Source organism: Nonomuraea sp. NPDC049684 (assembly GCF_044465345.1).
Classification (GTDB): Bacteria; Actinomycetota; Actinomycetes; order Streptosporangiales; family Streptosporangiaceae; genus Nonomuraea.
Genome location: NZ_JBITLO010000023.1, coordinates 111,974 through 126,562 on the forward strand (window position 1 = coordinate 111,974; position 14,589 = coordinate 126,562).

15 protein-coding genes are annotated in these 14,589 nt (G+C 73.1%); 7 read left to right on the forward strand and 8 right to left on the reverse strand.

Features of this window, described 5'->3' with window-relative positions; all coding sequences use genetic code 11:
• Positions 1 to 49: 49 nt before the first annotated feature.
• Positions 50 to 730, forward strand: a complete 681-nt coding sequence (locus tag ACIBST_RS45280) for a copper homeostasis protein CutC (protein WP_397179657.1) — start codon at positions 50 to 52, stop codon at positions 728 to 730.
• Between the two features lie 27 nt (positions 731 to 757).
• Here the strand turns inward: ACIBST_RS45280 and ACIBST_RS45285 are convergent, their stop codons facing one another.
• The 5 genes from ACIBST_RS45285 to ACIBST_RS45305 all read right to left on the reverse strand — a co-directional run bounded on the left by ACIBST_RS45285 (position 758) and on the right by ACIBST_RS45305 (position 7,040).
• Entirely contained in the window at positions 758 to 1,870 is a 1,113-nt protein-coding gene (locus tag ACIBST_RS45285) for a DUF6986 family protein (RefSeq protein WP_397179658.1), read from the reverse strand.
• An 8-nt stretch (positions 1,871 to 1,878) separates the two neighbouring features.
• Positions 1,879 to 3,201, reverse strand: a complete 1,323-nt coding sequence (locus tag ACIBST_RS45290; protein ID WP_397179659.1) for an FAD-dependent oxidoreductase — start codon at positions 3,199 to 3,201, stop codon at positions 1,879 to 1,881.
• A 173-nt stretch (positions 3,202 to 3,374) separates the two neighbouring features.
• Positions 3,375 to 4,892, reverse strand: a complete 1,518-nt coding sequence (locus ACIBST_RS45295) for an AMP-binding protein (protein ID WP_397179660.1) — start codon at positions 4,890 to 4,892, stop codon at positions 3,375 to 3,377.
• Positions 4,893 to 4,908: 16 nt separating this feature from the next.
• Positions 4,909 to 5,976 carry a hypothetical protein gene (locus ACIBST_RS45300; protein WP_397179661.1) on the reverse strand — a complete coding sequence of 356 codons (1,068 nt, stop codon included), beginning with the start codon at positions 5,974 to 5,976 and terminating at the stop codon, positions 4,909 to 4,911.
• Positions 5,973 to 7,040, reverse strand: coding sequence for an LLM class flavin-dependent oxidoreductase (locus ACIBST_RS45305; RefSeq protein WP_397179662.1), 1,068 nt, complete (start codon positions 7,038 to 7,040; stop codon positions 5,973 to 5,975). Before ACIBST_RS45305 ends, ACIBST_RS45300 begins: the two co-directional genes overlap by 4 nt.
• A 101-nt stretch (positions 7,041 to 7,141) precedes the next feature.
• Here ACIBST_RS45305 and ACIBST_RS45310 point away from each other — a divergent pair, with 101 nt between their 5' ends.
• Positions 7,142 to 7,615, forward strand: a complete 474-nt coding sequence (locus ACIBST_RS45310; protein WP_397179663.1) for a hypothetical protein — start codon at positions 7,142 to 7,144, stop codon at positions 7,613 to 7,615.
• Positions 7,616 to 7,621: 6 nt separating this feature from the next.
• On the opposite strand, the gene ACIBST_RS45315 is transcribed toward ACIBST_RS45310, so the two are convergent.
• Complete coding sequence (locus ACIBST_RS45315; RefSeq protein WP_397179664.1) at positions 7,622 to 8,614, reverse strand: acyl-CoA dehydrogenase family protein; 993 nt, start codon at positions 8,612 to 8,614, stop codon at positions 7,622 to 7,624.
• 133 nt (positions 8,615 to 8,747) lie between these two features.
• Between ACIBST_RS45315 and ACIBST_RS45320 the strand changes: the two genes are divergently transcribed.
• Entirely contained in the window at positions 8,748 to 9,419 is a 672-nt protein-coding gene (locus ACIBST_RS45320; protein WP_397179665.1) for a hypothetical protein, read from the forward strand.
• A gap of 130 nt (positions 9,420 to 9,549) precedes the next feature.
• On the forward strand, positions 9,550 to 11,292 hold the full coding sequence (locus ACIBST_RS45325) for a proline--tRNA ligase (protein WP_397179666.1): 1,743 nt from the start codon (positions 9,550 to 9,552) through the stop codon (positions 11,290 to 11,292).
• Positions 11,293 to 11,465: 173 nt separating this feature from the next.
• On the opposite strand, the gene ACIBST_RS45330 is transcribed toward ACIBST_RS45325, so the two are convergent.
• The gene (locus ACIBST_RS45330) at positions 11,466 to 11,972 is read right to left on the reverse strand and encodes a ferritin-like domain-containing protein (RefSeq protein ID WP_397179667.1); all 507 of its coding nucleotides are present in this window, start codon (positions 11,970 to 11,972) and stop codon (positions 11,466 to 11,468) included.
• An 11-nt stretch (positions 11,973 to 11,983) separates the two neighbouring features.
• Positions 11,984 to 12,499: a hypothetical protein gene (locus tag ACIBST_RS45335; RefSeq protein ID WP_397179668.1), complete on the reverse strand. Its 516-nt coding sequence runs from the start codon at positions 12,497 to 12,499 to the stop codon at positions 11,984 to 11,986.
• 284 nt (positions 12,500 to 12,783) lie between these two features.
• Here ACIBST_RS45335 and rimP point away from each other — a divergent pair, with 284 nt between their 5' ends.
• Genes rimP through ACIBST_RS45350 form a run of 3 tightly spaced genes read left to right on the forward strand, consistent with a single transcriptional unit; the run spans position 12,784 to position 14,578 of the window.
• Positions 12,784 to 13,278, forward strand: coding sequence for a ribosome maturation factor RimP (rimP, locus tag ACIBST_RS45340; RefSeq protein ID WP_397179669.1), 495 nt, complete (start codon positions 12,784 to 12,786; stop codon positions 13,276 to 13,278).
• Between the two features lie 12 nt (positions 13,279 to 13,290).
• Complete coding sequence (gene nusA, locus ACIBST_RS45345; RefSeq protein WP_397179670.1) at positions 13,291 to 14,295, forward strand: transcription termination factor NusA; 1,005 nt, start codon at positions 13,291 to 13,293, stop codon at positions 14,293 to 14,295.
• On the forward strand, positions 14,279 to 14,578 hold the full coding sequence (locus tag ACIBST_RS45350; RefSeq protein ID WP_352365338.1) for a YlxR family protein: 300 nt from the start codon (positions 14,279 to 14,281) through the stop codon (positions 14,576 to 14,578). Before nusA ends, ACIBST_RS45350 begins: the two co-directional genes overlap by 17 nt.
• Positions 14,579 to 14,589 lie beyond the last annotated feature (11 nt).

The following is a 14,589-nucleotide window of genomic DNA, read 5'->3' on the forward strand; positions in this document are numbered from 1 at the left end:
ACGTGCGTTTCCGGCGCAAGTGGACAGAGCGCCATATAACCTCTTTGCCATGACCGGATCCCTCCTTGAGGTGATCGCGCTCAATGTGCGCGACGCCGTGGCCGCCGAGCAGGGCGGCGCCGACCGCCTGGAGGTCGTCGCCGACATGGCGGCCGACGGGCTCACCCCTGCACCGGAGACGGTCGCCGCGATAGCCGCGGAGTGCCCCCTTCCGCAGATGGTGATGCTCCGCTGCGAGGCCAACTTCACCGCCGACCCCGACGTCCTGGACCGGCTGCGCCGCGACGCCAAGGCGCTCGCGCAGGCCGGCGCCGCCGGGTTCGTGTTCGGCTTCCTGGACGGCGCGGGCGCGGTCGATCTGGCGGCCACCGAGGCGCTCATCCACGCCGTCTCGCCGCTCCCGTGGACCTTCCACCGCGCGGTCGACCACGCCGCCGACGTGCAGGCGTCCTGGCGGGCCGTGCGGCTGCTGCCCAACCTGGCCACCGTGCTCACCTCCGGCTCCCCCCAGGGCGTCGGCGCGGGGCTGGCCACGCTCAGGTCCAGGGCCGAGGCCGGCGACGGGTCGATCATCCTGGCCGGCGGCGGGCTGAAGCCGGCTCACGTGCCCGACCTGCTGGACTACGGCGTCCGCGCCTTCCACGTGGGCTCGGCCGTACGGGCGAGCTGGACGGACCCCGTCGAGTGGCGGCTGGTCCGGCAGTGGCGCTCCCTGGTCGAGCGCGACTGACCTGCCAGGGACCCCGGGCCGCGCGGCTCAGGGGTACAGGGCCGCGTCGGCGCGGCGGAGGGCGGCGGCCAGCGTCCTGACGGTGGCCGGCTCGTCCATGACGCCGCCCCCGGCCGCCCGCCCCTCCTCCCAGGCCCGTACGCGCTCCCGGTAGGAGTCGTAGTGGGCCAGGTGGAAGGCGTAGACGGTGGCGAACCTGCTGACGAGCTGCGCCGGATGCATGTCCCAGCCCTGGTGGAAGCCGTGGGCCAGGGAGTGGCCGACCAGCCGGGCATGCCTGCCCCACAGGGCGTGGACGTCGTCCGCCCGGTCGGAGGCGGGCCCGGCGGCCAGCGAGCCGTCGGACAGCTCGACGCCCGTGCCCGCGAACGCCGTCTGCATCACGTGCCTGGCATGGTCGCAGGCCGGATGGTCGAGGCGCTGCTCGTGCGGCGGCAGGCCGATGGCGGCGGTGTAGTCGAAGACGCCGAAGTGCGCCGCGGCCAGCCGCCCGCCGAGCGTCCCGGGCAGCTCGGCCCGCAGGAACGGCAGCGTCTGGGGAGCCTCCACCTGCATCTCGAAGCGCAGCCCGGACAGGCCGAGGCGCGCCTCCAGCCGTTCCAGCACGCCCGCGAACTGCCCGAGGTACGCCTCCATCAGCACCTTCGGGAACGTCACCGTGAACCCCGCCGGCAGCTCGCCCGCCCGCTCCAGCACCCCGGTCAGCAAGCCGCCGAGCGTGCGCACCGACCGGCCCGGGTCGCCGTCGGCGAACGACTTCACCCGCAGCCCCCACCGCCGCGGCAGGGTCCCGGCGGCGTGCAGCTCGGCCACGGCCCGCGCGGCCCGCTCGGCGTGCGCGTCCTCCTCCTCGTGCGGGCGCACGCCGTAGCCGTCCTCGAAGTCGATCCGCAGGTCCTCGACCGGCTCGCGGGCCAGCTTGCCGAGCACCCGGTCGCGCACGCCGGGCGCGAACGCCTCCAGATGCGCCTCGGCCAGCCGGAGCGCCCGCTCTCCCCACTCGGCGACGGTCGAGGCGGAGAACCGGTCGGCGGGCACGTAGACGGTGTGGACCGGCTGCCAGCCCGGCTCGGCCATGGGGTAGCGCGCCCGCTGCGCCGCGTGGACCTCGGCGAAGCCGGGCACGGGCTCGTCGTGCACGTACGGGCTCATTCCGGGTGGGCGCAGGCGCGGAGCATGGTGTCGACGCCGACCAGCTTGACGCGTTCGCCCCGGCCGAGCGATCGGGCCAGCTCGCCCTCGGCCCGTTCGATGGCCAGCCAGTCGTCGTAGGTCACCGGCCGCACGCCCCGCTCGGCCAGCAGCGACTCGACCGACGGCCGCGACGCCCGCGCGCCGCCCTCCGGGGACTCGCCCTCCAGGTCGGCCAGCAGCGTGCGGACCGTCTCGGCGGCGTCGGACTTGTTGGTGCCGATGACGCCGGTCGGCCCGCGTTTGAGCCAGCCCGCCACGTACTCGCGCGGACGCACCCGGCCCGCCTCGTTGGGCACGGTCATGGTCCGCTCGGAGAACGGCACGCCGGGCAGCGGGACGCTCTGGTAGCCGACCGAGCGCAGCACCATGCCGACGGGCAGCGTCTCGTACTCGCCGGTGCCGACGACGCGGCCCTCCTCCGACAGGCGGGTGCGTTCGAGCCGGAGCCCCTCGACCCGGTCGGCGCCCAGGATCTCCACCGGCCGCAGCCAGAAGCGCACGTCGAGGCGGCGCGGCCGGCCCACGGGCTCGCGGCCGGCCCACGACTGCAGGACCTTGATGTTGCCCTGGACCTGGCGCGGGAAGTCGGCGCCGAGGACGGCCGCCTCGTCGGGGCGCACGCAGACGTCGGCGTTGGCCAGCTCGCCGAGCTCGCGCAGCTCCTTCAGGGTGAACTTGGCGTGCTCGGGCCCCCGCCTGCCGACCATGTGGATCGCCTTGACCTGGCTCTGGCTCAGCCGGTCGAGGACGTCGTGGGGCACGTCGGTGTGCCGCAGCTCGTCGGCGGTCTTGGCCAGCACGCGGACGACGTCGACGGCCACGTTGCCGACCCCGATCACCGCGACCTCGGAGGTGTCCAGCGTGAAGCGGCCGGGATCGACGTCGGGATGGCCGCAGTACCAGTTGACGAAGTCGGTGGCCGCCACGCTGCCCGGCAGGTCCTCGCCGGGGATGCCGAGCCGCCGGTCGACCATCGCGCCCGTGCAGTAGACGACCGCGTCGTAGACGCGAAGCAGGTCCGCGACCGAGACGTGGTCGCCCAGCGTGACGCCGCCGAGGAAGCGCACCTGGGGCAGTTCGAGGACCCTGCGCAGGTAGTTCGCGATCGACTTGATCGAGGTGTGGTCGGGCGCCACGCCGTACCTGACCAGCCCGTACGGCGTGGGCAGCCGTTCCAGGACGTCGACCAGCACAGGCTCGGCCGCCTGCTTGACCAGCGCCTCGGCCGTGTAGATCCCGGCCGGGCCCGACCCGATGACCGCCACGTGCAACGCCACGCTGCCTCCTCATGCCGGTGAAGGTGCGACGCGGAGGACGCGTCCCTAGAGGTGCAACCGGCCCGTGTGCTCGATGTATCCCCGGTCGCCCGCAGGTGAACCCGTCTCCCGTGAATACCCGTCCAACCGGATTCTCGCTCACGGGGCTCCTCATGGCAGCCCCTGAAACGCCGCTATCCGGCGACGGCCCGCGAGCGCAGGAGGAGCTTGTCGACCTTGCCGTTGACATTGACGGGCAGCGCGTCCACCACTTCGACGCGCTTGGGCACCTTGTAGTTGGACATGTTGGCCTTCGCCCAGTCCAGCAGCGCGCCGGCGGTGACGCGGACGTCCGGCCGGGGCACCACGTACGCCACGCCGGCCTCGCCGGAGACCGGGTCGGGCACGCCGACCACGGCGGCCTGGGCCAGCGAGCCCTCGCGCAGCAGGAGCGCCTCGACCTCGGCGGGCGAGACGTTGAACCCGTTGACGATGTAGAGCTCCTTCTTCCTGTCCACGATGGCGAGGTTGCCCGCCTCGTCCAGCACGCCGACGTCGCCGGTGTGCAGCCAGCCGTCGGCGTCGATCACCTCGGCCGTCCTGCCGGGCTCGTCCCAGTAGCCGCGCATGACGCCGTAGCCGCGTTGCAGGATCTCGCCGCGCCGGCCGGGCGCGACCTCCTTGCCGTCGTCGTCCACGATCTTGACCTCGATGCCGGGGACGGCCCTGCCGGTGGTGTTCGCGATCACGTCGATGGGGTCGCCGGCCCGCGTCATGGACACGACCGTGCCCTCCATCAGCCCGTACGCGTTGATCATCCGTTCCAGGCCGACCCGCTCGGCCAGCCGGGTGATCAGCGTGGCGGGCACGGAGGCGGCCCCGCAGATGGCCACCCGCAGGGAGGAGACGTCCCAGTCGGCGCGGTCCAGCTCGTCCAGGATCCGGGCGAACAGGGTGGGCGGCCCGGCCAGGATCGTCACCTTCTCGGCGGAGATCAGCGACATCAGGGCGTCCGGCGAGAACACCGGGATCGGCAACATCGTGGCCCGCCGCAGCACGCACGCGACGAGCCCGGCGTTCAGCCCGAACCCGTGGTTGAACGGCGCGATCACCGGATAGCGGTCGTGCTCGTCCAGCGTGACGATCTCCGCCCAGTCCCAGTAGCCGCGCAGGACCTGGGCGTGGTCGAGCATCACGCCCTTGGGCGTGCCCGTGGTGCCGGAGGTGGACATGATCTCGCACAGGTCGCCGGGCCCGACCGCGAGCGCGCGTTCCTCGACAGCGCGTCCGCTCACGCCGCCCGGCTCAAGGTCGCCGGCCGGGCGCACGGCCACCCGGGCGTCCATGGGCGGCAGCAGGCCGGCGAGCGGCGGATCGCCGACGATGACGACCTTCACCCCGGTCCGGCCGATCAGCCTGGCCGCCTCGATGCCCTTGTACCGCGCCGACAACGGCACGAGGACGGCCCCCGCGTCCCAGACGCCGAACGCGTGCCGCACCCATGACGCCGAGTTCGGGCCCCAGATGGCCACCCGGTCGCCGGGTTCCACGCCGAGGGCGATCAGCCCCCGGGCGACCTCGGCGGCTCCCGCCCTGAGCTGCGACAGCGTGACGCGCGTGCCGCCCTCGACGACCGCGACGGCGTCCGGGTGGCGGGCGGCCTGGTCGCGCAGCATGCGGGGGAGCGTCCCCCAGTCGGGCATCGATGCCATCGGCTACTCCGTCGCGCTAGCTGACGAGGGCCCTGTCCCGGCCGAGATGGTGGCCGCGCCGGTCGTCCACCGTGCCGGGCACGGGGGTCTCCAGGACGTCCTGGGCGATCCGCACGTCGATCGAGATCGGGGTCAGGGCGCGCACGGCCTGCTCGATCCTCGACCGCCACATGGGGTTCCTGACCAGGCTCTCCCGGCCGAACGAGACGGTCAGGGCGGCGGCGTCCAGGGTGCCCTGGCGCTCGACCGACAGCTCCCAGCCGGTCACCCCGTCGATCTTCGACAGCGCCTTCTCGACCCGCGGCAACGCCAGCCACACGCCCCTGACCAGAACGTGGTCGCCGACGGTGTGCGCGGGGGCGGGCAGCCCGGAGCCGCCGGCCCTGGCCACCAGGCCGGTCCTGAGCACGGCGTCGCCCAGCGTGGAGTGCCCGGACGGCGTGAGGACCAGCTCGGCCAGCGGGTCCTGCCCGCCGGCCAGGTCGTCCTTGGTCAGCGAGGCCAGGCCCAGCACGCCGTCGGCGAGCGGGGTGAGCGGCGCGTCCTCGGCGGTCCGGTACGCCAGCGCGCCCCCGCTGAACGGGCTGGCCAGCACCTCCGTGACCGCGCAGCCGAACTCGCCGGCCAGATGTCCCATCGTCCGCCTGGAGGCGATCTCGCCGGTCAGGACGATGTGGTCGAGCCCGAGGTCGAGCGGGTCGAGGAGGAACTCCAGGTGCAGGCGGGCCAGCAGGTCCATCGCGCCCGTCGGGGTGCTGACCAGCGTGGTCGCGCCGAGCGCGGTCAGCGCGTGGTGCAGGCGCAGGCGGCCGCGCGGCCCGACGGCGGCGGCGGCCCGCGCCACCTGCGCGGCGGCGGCGGCCCACAGCGCGCCCGCGGGCTCGGCGAGCGCCACCACGACCCGGTCGCGCCCGCCGACCCCGGCCGCGCGCAGCGCCGCCGCGGTGAGCCCGGTCGCGGCGGCGGCGTCGTCCGGGCCGAGCGGGAACACGCTGGACAGGTCGGGCGCCACGAGCAGCAGCCCCTCGGCGGAGCGGGCGGCCGAGGCGAGGTCGTCGCGGGTCAGCCAGCGGGCGGCGGTCAACGGGCCACCTCGTTCATGAACAGCGTCATCGACTCGCACACCCGCTCGTGGGCCAGCCCGCCGACCTGCGCCTGGATGATCAGGTCCGTGGCGCCGGCCTCGGCGATCCTGGCCAGGGCCTTGCGCGAGCCCTCGACGTCGTCCACCACGACCATGAGGTGCTCGCGCAGGGTGGCCATCGCCTCCTCCGGCGGCATCCCGGCGGCGAGCTGGCCCAGCACGCGGTGGGTGGCGTGCCGGGCGTCGTAGTAGTCGGGCGGGGTGACCAGGTTGACCTGGCGGCGGATGTACCACAGGACGGCGTCGGCGGCCGTGGCGGTGGCCTCGTCCCGGGTGGGGGCGGCGAACCAGGGGATCATCAGCGCCACGCGCCGGGAGGCGGGGTCGAATCCGCTCTCGGCCAGGCACTCCCGATATCTCGCGATGTCGGCGGCGACGTCGTCGATGCCCTTGAGCATCGTCATGCCCAGCAGGTTGTAGCCGTGCCGGGCGGCGGCCAGGTAGCCCTCCAGCGAGGTGGAGGCCACCCACACGGGCGGGTGCGGCTCCTGGACCGGACGGGGGTAGACGGCCACGTCGGGGATCTCGAAGAACTCGTTCGACCTGCTGATCGGCTCGCCGTCGGCGCGCCAGATGGCGAGCGTGGCCTCCAGCGAGTCCTCCCAGATCTGCCGCGACTTCTCGAACGGCCGCTGGAAGGCCTGGTACTCCAGGGGGGAGGCGCCGCGTCCGGTGCCGAACTCGACCCGGCCGCCGCTCAGCACGTCGAGGGTGGCGACCCGCTCGGCGGTGCGGATGGGCGACTGGAACGGCAGCAGCACCACGCCGAGCCCGAGGTGGATGCGCTCGGTGCGCTGGGAGATGGCCGCCAGGACCAGGTCGGGGGCGGAGGAGTGGGAGAAGCCCCTGGTGAAGTGGTGCTCGACGAACCAGGCCGTGTCGAACCCCAGCCGATCGCCGAGGACGACCTGCTCGATCACGTTCTGGAACGCCTGTCGTTCGACCCCGCGGGTGCGGCCGCGGACCTCCAGTTCGTACCCCAGGCTGATCCGTAGGGACGTCATCGCGCCTCCGGCGAAAGTAGTGAACCAAGCGCTCGCTTGGTAGAGCGTATCAGGGCCGAAGACTTGCGGGAAGGGCGCGCCGCCGATCAGAGTGGTTGCTCGTGAGGCGAAAGCACGCGCTGCGGCGGTCGAAGGACGGCACGTTCCACGACCATGGCGACGACGATCCCTCGCTGCCCGACGCGCGCGCCTACGAGGCTTTCGGCCGGGTCATGGCCGCCCTCGCGACCGAGGCCGACGTCATCGAGTCGTGCCGCGACCTGACGTGGTGGCGCGGCGCCGACCGGAGCTGGCACATCGAGTGGCGCGACGGGCCGTACGCCTCGGAGGTGGCCGCGCTGCTCGCCGCCCAGGCCGGCGACGCCGGTGGCGCGCCGCTCACGGCCGCCGGCCCCGCGGGCGCGGGCTCGGCGGTGCTGGAGGTGATGGGGGTGCGCTTCGAGCTGCGCGCGATCGACCCCATGGGCCGGGCGCGGGTGCGCGCGCGGCCGGGGTTGTGGCGTCTGGCCGAGGCGCTCGACACCACCCGCCGCACCAACACCCGTCATCCGTGGGAGGAGCTGCTCGGCGGCTGAGCCGCCTCACGCCTGGCCGAAGACGTGCGCGGCCAGGCGGGCGCGGTGCGTTCGCGGCGGGCACAGGAGCTGGGCGTCGGACGTGGCACGCTTCAGATACCGGTGCGCCGGATGCTCCCAGGTCACCCCGATCCCGCCGTGCACCTGGATGTTCTCGCCCGCCGCCGTCAGGTACGCCTCCGCGCAGTACGACCCCGCGACGGCCGCGAAGACCTCCGTCTCCGTCTCCGTCTCCGTCTCCGACGCCGCCGCCGCCGCCTCCGCCGCCGCCCGTGCCGCCGAGCGGGCGGACTCCACGAGCAGCAGCACGTCGGCCAGCTTGTGCTTGATCGCCTGGAACGAGCCGATCGGCCGGCCGAACTGCCGCCGCGAGCGCGCGTACTCGGTGGCCATCTCCAGGCAGCGCGCCGCGCCGCCGGTCTGCTCGGCCGCCAGGGCCGCGATCCCGAGGTCGCGTACGCGGGCCCACGACGTCCCCGGGCCCAGCCGTCGTACGGGGGCGCGGTCGAAGGTCAGGGAGACGAGGGGCCGGGTCTCGTCCATGGTCGGGTACGCCGTCCGCCGCGTCGGCGCGGCCTCCACCAGGTGTCCGCCGGCGTAGGCGAGCACGATCTCGCCGTCCAGCGCGTACGGGGCCGAGCCCGAGAGCCGGTCGCCGGCCAGCGTCAGGTCGCCGTCGCCCGGCAGCAGGACGGTCGCGGTCGCCGTCCCCGAGGCCAGCTCCGGCAGCAGCCGGGCCCGCGCCTCCTCGTCGCCGTCGGCCATGAGCGCCCCGACGGCCAGCACGGCCGACTGCAGGAACGGGTGGGGTGACAGCGCGCGTCCCAGCTCCTCGGCCACGGCCGCCGCCTCGGCCGGGCCGCAGCCCGCGCCGCCGTACTCCTCGGGCACGAGCAGCCCCGCCGCGCCCACGTCCCGCGCGAACGCCTGCCACGTCGCGTCCGGCCGGTCGGCGAGGTAGGCGCGGACGACGGCGCCGAGCTCATCGGAGAGGGTCACCCGAGCATAGTAAACCAAGCGATTGCTTGTCTTAGATTCGGATGACCGAAATTTGCCTTTTTTGGATGGATACATAATCTGGATGCGGTCATCCCTAGACATTTCCGGGGGAGGGATTGACCAGGGAATGAAGATGAACCACACCGCGATCGAGTACGCCGACTTCGCCGAATGCGACCGGCGCCTGCGCCGCATGGAACGCCATGTGCTGGCGGCCTTCCTGGCAGGACTGGCCGTCGGTCTCGTCGGCATGTTCACCGCCGGCAAGGGCCCGGAATGGTTCGGCCAGCTCTACGACCCCTACGCCTACCTGACCCTCGCGCTGGTCGTGGGCGCCACCGCGTCGGGGTTCGGCTGGGCGCTGCTGACCACGTTCCTGGCGGCGGTGTCCACCCTGGTCGCGGCCATGGGCGCGGGCGCGCTGCGCGGTGTGGACGGCTTCGACATCATCGGCGGCGGCGTCGCCGGGCTGAACTGGACGGTCGGCCTGCTCGTCGGCCTCGGCCTGCTCGCCTACGTCACCCGCAGGCGGGACCGCTGGGGCGACCTGGCCGCGGGCGCGATCGGCGCCCTGCTGATCGCCGACGTCGTCGACCGCGCGACCCCCGGCTTCATCGACAGCGAGCAGTCCTTCTGGCCCGGTCCCGCCACGGTGGTCGCGCTGCTGGCCGTGGCCCTGGTCGTGGTGCTGCGCAGGAACCGGCGGGCACGCGTGCGCGCCCTGGCGGTCTCGGCCGTCTTCGCCGGTCTGTTCACCGTGTGCCTGGGCGTCTTCGTGGGCGGCTGGCTGCCCCTGTCGGCCTGAGCGGGCGTACCGGCCGCGAACCCGGCGATCCGGGCCGATCAGGACCCGCGCCCGATTAACGCCGCGCGGCGCGGCTCCCCGAGTCGATAGCCTGTAATCCTTCAGATCCAGGCCCGAGCAAGGAGTAGCCGTGTTGCTGCGCATGTCGTCGTTGTTTCTTCGCACCCTGCGGGACGACCCGGCAGACGCGGAAGTGCCGAGCCACAAGCTCCTCGTCCGCGCCGGCTACGTCCGCCGCGTGGCCCCCGGCATCTACTCGTGGCTGCCCCTCGGCAAGCTGGTGCTGGAGAACGTCACCAGGATCGTCCGCGAGGAGATGAACCGGATGGGCGGCCAGGAGGTGCTCTTCCCCGCCCTGCTGCCCCGCGAGTACTACGAGGCCACCGGCCGCTGGACCGAATACGGCGACACCCTGTTCCGGCTCCAGGACCGCAAGGGCGCCGACTACCTCCTCGGCCCCACGCACGAGGAGCTCTTCACCGACATGGTCAAGGGCGAGTACTCCTCGTACAAGGACTACCCGGTCACGCTCTACCAGATCCAGACCAAATACCGCGACGAAGCCAGGCCCAGGGCCGGCATCCTGCGCGGCCGCGAGTTCCTCATGAAGGACTCCTACTCCTTCGACCTCGACGACGACGGCCTCAAGCGCTCCTACGAGCAGCACCGCGAGACCTACATCCGCACGTTCGAGCGGCTCGGCATCGAGTACAAGATCGTGTTCGCCACCTCGGGCGCGATGGGCGGCTCGGCCTCCGAGGAGTTCCTGGCGCCGACCCCCACCGGCGAGGACACGTTCGTGGCCTGCCACTCCTGCGGCTACGCGGCCAACGCCGAGGCCGTCACCACCACCGCGCCGCCCGCCCGCGACCTCGACGACGCCGCGCCGATGCGGGTCCTCGACACGCCCGACACCCCGACCATCGAGTCCCTGGTGTCCTACGTCAACGAGCGCCACGGCCTGTCCGTCACCGCCGCCGACACGCTGAAGAACGTCGTCGTCAAGGTCACCACCCCCGGCTCCGACAAGGTCGAGACGCTGATCATCGGCGTGCCCGGCGACCGCGAGGTCGACTTCAAGCGCCTGGAGGCCGCGCTCGCGCCCGGCGAGCCCGCCATCTTCGAGGCCGCCGACTTCGCCGCCCACCCCGGCCTCGTCCGCGGCTACATCGGCCCGCAGATCCTGCGCGAGCTCGGCATCCGCTACCTCGTCGACCCGCGCGTCGTCACCGGCAGCTCCTGGGTCACCGGCGCCAACGAGCCCGGCAAGCACGCCGCCGACGTGGTCGCCGGGCGCGACTTCGTCCCCGACGGCACGATCGAGGCCGCCGAGGTGCGCGCCGGCGACCCCTGCCCCCGCTGCGGCTCCCCGCTGTCCATCGACCGCGGCATCGAGATCGGCCACATCTTCCAGCTCGGCCGCAAGTACGCCGACGCCGCCGGCCTCGACGCCCTGGGCCCCGACGGCAAGCCCGTCCGCATCACCATGGGCTCCTACGGCATCGGCGTCTCGCGGGCCGTGGCCGTCATCGCCGAGCAGGCCCACGACCAGCTCGGCCTGGTGTGGCCGCGCGAGGTCGCGCCCGCCGACGTGCACATCGTCGGCACCGGCAAGGAGAACCAGGTCGAGGCCGCCCTTGAGCTGGCCGGCGAGCTGGAGGCGCAGGGGCTGCGGGTGCTCGTCGACGACCGCGCCCAGGTCTCGCCGGGCGTCAAGTTCAAGGACGCCGAGCTGCTGGGGGTGCCCACGATCGTGGTGATCGGGCGGGGGCTGTCGCAGGGCGTCATCGAGCTGCGCGACCGGGTGACCGGCGTCAAGGAGGAGATCCCCCTCGCCGAGGCCGCCACCCGCATCCTCGCCGCCTGCCGCTGACCCGCGACCTGCGGGCCGGGCGACTTCCCGCCCGCCCGCGGTCCGGTCTCGCTGTCCCGGCTCCCGCGATGGGGCTGCTGTCCGGCTCCCGGGGCTCCGGGCCGCTGTTCCACCTCCCTGCGATGGGGCCGGGCCGCTGGTCGGTGCCCCATAGGGGGCGGTTCGTGGTGTTGTCAGCCGCCGGAGCGGGACGGGGCCGGTGTGGGGGGCGGGGTGCTGCCCGGCATGCCGGGGAAGGCCGCGGGCGGCGCCGGCTGGAAGGCGTAGGCGCGGGTCGCCGACTCCTGCATGGCCAGGGCGGCGTACTTGCGCAGCGCCGGGTCCGCGGCGGCGGCCAGCTCCAGATAGGCGGCCGTGATGCCGCTCTCCAGCTGCACGGCCAGCCGGGCGGCCTGCGCGGCGCCCGTGGGCACGTACGGCAGCGCGTAGGAGGGCTCCGACTCGTTCGGCCGGCCCCCGCGACCGATGATCAGATTGCGGAGCTGGTCGCGGCGGGCCCGGTGGGCCTCGTACGCGGCGCCGGTCAGGTCCCGCAGGGAGCCGGTCGTACGCGCCCCCAGGAGCCCGTAGGCGAACACGGCGGCGTGCTCGGCGGCCAGGGCCTTGCGCAGCTTCCCGACGTCGTCCCCGTCCATCAGGGCGCTTTGCCGCGCGGCGCTGTCCATCACGAACCCGTTCATCCCGATCCCGTTCACGACGACTTGGGCAGCGACACGGCGTGGACCGCCTCGCACGCCCCGATGCTGGCGAGGAGCTGGGCCACGCCGGGGGACAGGCCGGCGAGCTGACGAGGCCGTTGCGCCGCGGCCCGGCGCTCCACGTCCCGCAGCCGCGACAGCGTGGGCTTGGGCGGCTTCGACGGCGTGGCGCTCGGCGACGCGCCCGGCGAGGCAGGCGCGGAGCCGGCCGGCGAGGAGGCGGACGGCGAGGCGGGCGGCGGGCCCGCGGGCAGGTATTTGCGCAGCTCCGCCAGGTGCGCCTGGTGCCGGGCGCGGAAGGGCTCCAGGGACTCGGCGCCGCCCGCGATCAGCGCCGAGTAGAGGGCGACCGTGCGCTCCTTGTCGGCGACCACCTGCCGCAGCAGAACGGTCTCGGGCGAGTCGGGCGCCGGGGTCGCGGGCCCGGCGGGACCCGAGGCGCTGCAGGCCGTCAGGGCGGCCGCTCCGCCCGCCAGCACGGCTCGCCTGGAGAGGTGACGCGGGCGCACGGGCTTGGACCTCCGGTGACTACGGACCCGGTGACGAGGGACCCCAGTGACCGGGGCGCCGACGGCGACGGCTCCAGGTGACTGCGGACGCAGATAGCATCGTACGGGCTGGTGCCCGGGAACGCCGTCAGGCGACGCTCCGCCACTCGACCACGACGAGTGGCGCTCTCTCCGTGCCTCCGTACAGATAGGGTGTCAACTGTCGTCGCTGGCTGCGCAGCCAGACGGCGGAGAGCCAGTGGCGAGGTCCGCCCGGCTGAGACATGACAATAGGGGAGGTCGATATGGGCAGCGCATCACCCCGCGACCACCTGATGAAGCTCCTGGAGCCCGTGGTCGGCGCGGAGGGCCTCGATCTGGAGGACGTCACGGTCACCCAGGCGGGCAAGAGGCGGTTGCTGCGCGTGATCGTCGATCGCGACGGCGGCGTGAGCCTCGACGACATCGCCGACGTGAGCCAGGCCGTCTCCACGGCGCTCGACGAGGACGACGTGATGGGGCAGGCCGCCTACACCCTTGAGGTCTCCTCTCCGGGCGTGGACCGCCCGCTCACCGAGCCGCGCCACTGGCGCCGAGCCGCCAAGCGGCTGGTGAAGGCCGAGATGAGAGACGGCACCGTGGTGGAGGGCCGCGTTACGGCGGCGGACGAGAGCGGCGTCGACCTCGACGTCGCCGGCTCCGCGCGCCGGCTCGATTACCAGGACCTGACCCGAGGCCGGGTGCAGGTGGAGTTCCGCCGGATCGACGACACCGACGACGTCGACGGCGACGAAGGCTAAGGGGGAAGCCTCGTGGACATCGACATGAGCGTCCTGCGCAGCCTGGAGCGGGAGAAGGACATCTCCTTCGACCTGGTCGTCAAGGCGATCGAGGACGCGCTGCTGATCGCCTACTTCCGCACCGAGGGCTCGGCGCCCAAGGCGCGCGCCGAGCTCGACCGCGGCAGCGGCCACGTCACGATCTGGGCGGCCGAGCTCGACGACGAGGGCGACGTCGTCAGGGAGTTCGACGACACTCCGGGTAACTTCAGCCGGATCGCCGCGACCACCGCCAAGCAGGTCATCCTGCAGCAGCTCCGCGACGCCGAGGACGAGATCAACTTCGGCGAGTTCGCCAGCCGCGAGGGCGAGCTGGTCTCGGGCGTGATCCAGCAGGGCAAGGACCCGCGCGTGGTGCTGGTCGACCTCGGCAAGATCGAGGCCGTGCTGCCGCACGCCGAGCAGGTCCCGGGCGAGGACTACGTGCACGGCGAGCGCATCCGCGCCTACGTGGTGCAGGTGAAGAAGGGCCACAAGGGGCCGTCGGTGACGCTGTCGCGCACCCACCCCGGCCTGGTCAAGAAGCTGTTCGCGCTGGAGGTGCCGGAGATCGCCGACGGCACCGTGGAGATCGCCGCGGTGGCCCGCGAGGCCGGCCACCGCACGAAGATCGCGGTCCGGTCGCGCAAGCCGGGCGTCAACGCCAAGGGCGCCTGCATCGGTCCGATGGGCTCGCGCGTCCGCAACGTGATGACCGAGCTGCACGGCGAGAAGATCGACATCATCGACTGGTCCGAGGATCCGGGCGAGTTCGTCGGGAATGCGCTGTCGCCGGCCCGTGTTTCCCATGTCGAGGTTCTCGATCTCGAAGGACGGGTCGCACGGGTGACGGTCCCCGACTACCAGCTTTCGCTGGCCATCGGCAAGGAAGGGCAGAACGCCCGGCTTGCCGCAAGGCTCACCGGATGGCGTATTGACATCCGGCCTGACACACAAGCCGAGGATGCCGCCGGTTCCGTAGATGCGTCAACACGGTAAGCTGGAATATGGTGGCCACGCGGCCCCACAGCGCACCTGTGTGGGCTGCAGGGTTCGCACGGCTAAGTCCGAGCTGCTCCGCCTGGTGCGGATCGAGGACCATCTGGTCCCTGATCTGCGAGGACGGCTTTCTGGCCGCGGTGCATCGCTGCATCCGTCCTTGAGCTGTCTGGAGCTTGCCGAGCGTCGCCGAGCGTTCCCGCGCGCGTTCCGCGTGCCGGGGCCGCTTGACGTCTCGCGAGTGCGGGCACACCTGGAGGAGGAATCACGAAATGTCATGTAGGACGCCGAGTT

Bases quoted from the DNA above. Each gene is read 5' to 3' on its own strand.
- ACIBST_RS45305 (WP_397179662.1), bottom strand. From the start codon at position 7,040: ATGACGTCCCTACGGATCAGCCTGGGGTACGAACTGGAGGTCCGCGGC.
- rimP (WP_397179669.1), top strand. From the start codon at position 12,784: ATGGGCAGCGCATCACCCCGCGACCACCTGATGAAGCTCCTGGAGCCC.
- ACIBST_RS45350 (WP_352365338.1), top strand. From the start codon at position 14,279: ATGCGTCAACACGGTAAGCTGGAATATGGTGGCCACGCGGCCCCACAG.
- ACIBST_RS45295 (WP_397179660.1), bottom strand. From the start codon at position 4,892: ATGGCATCGATGCCCGACTGGGGGACGCTCCCCCGCATGCTGCGCGAC.
- ACIBST_RS45280 (WP_397179657.1), top strand. From the start codon at position 50: ATGACCGGATCCCTCCTTGAGGTGATCGCGCTCAATGTGCGCGACGCC.
- ACIBST_RS45330 (WP_397179667.1), bottom strand. From the start codon at position 11,972: ATGAACGGGTTCGTGATGGACAGCGCCGCGCGGCAAAGCGCCCTGATG.
- ACIBST_RS45320 (WP_397179665.1), top strand. From the start codon at position 8,748: ATGAACCACACCGCGATCGAGTACGCCGACTTCGCCGAATGCGACCGG.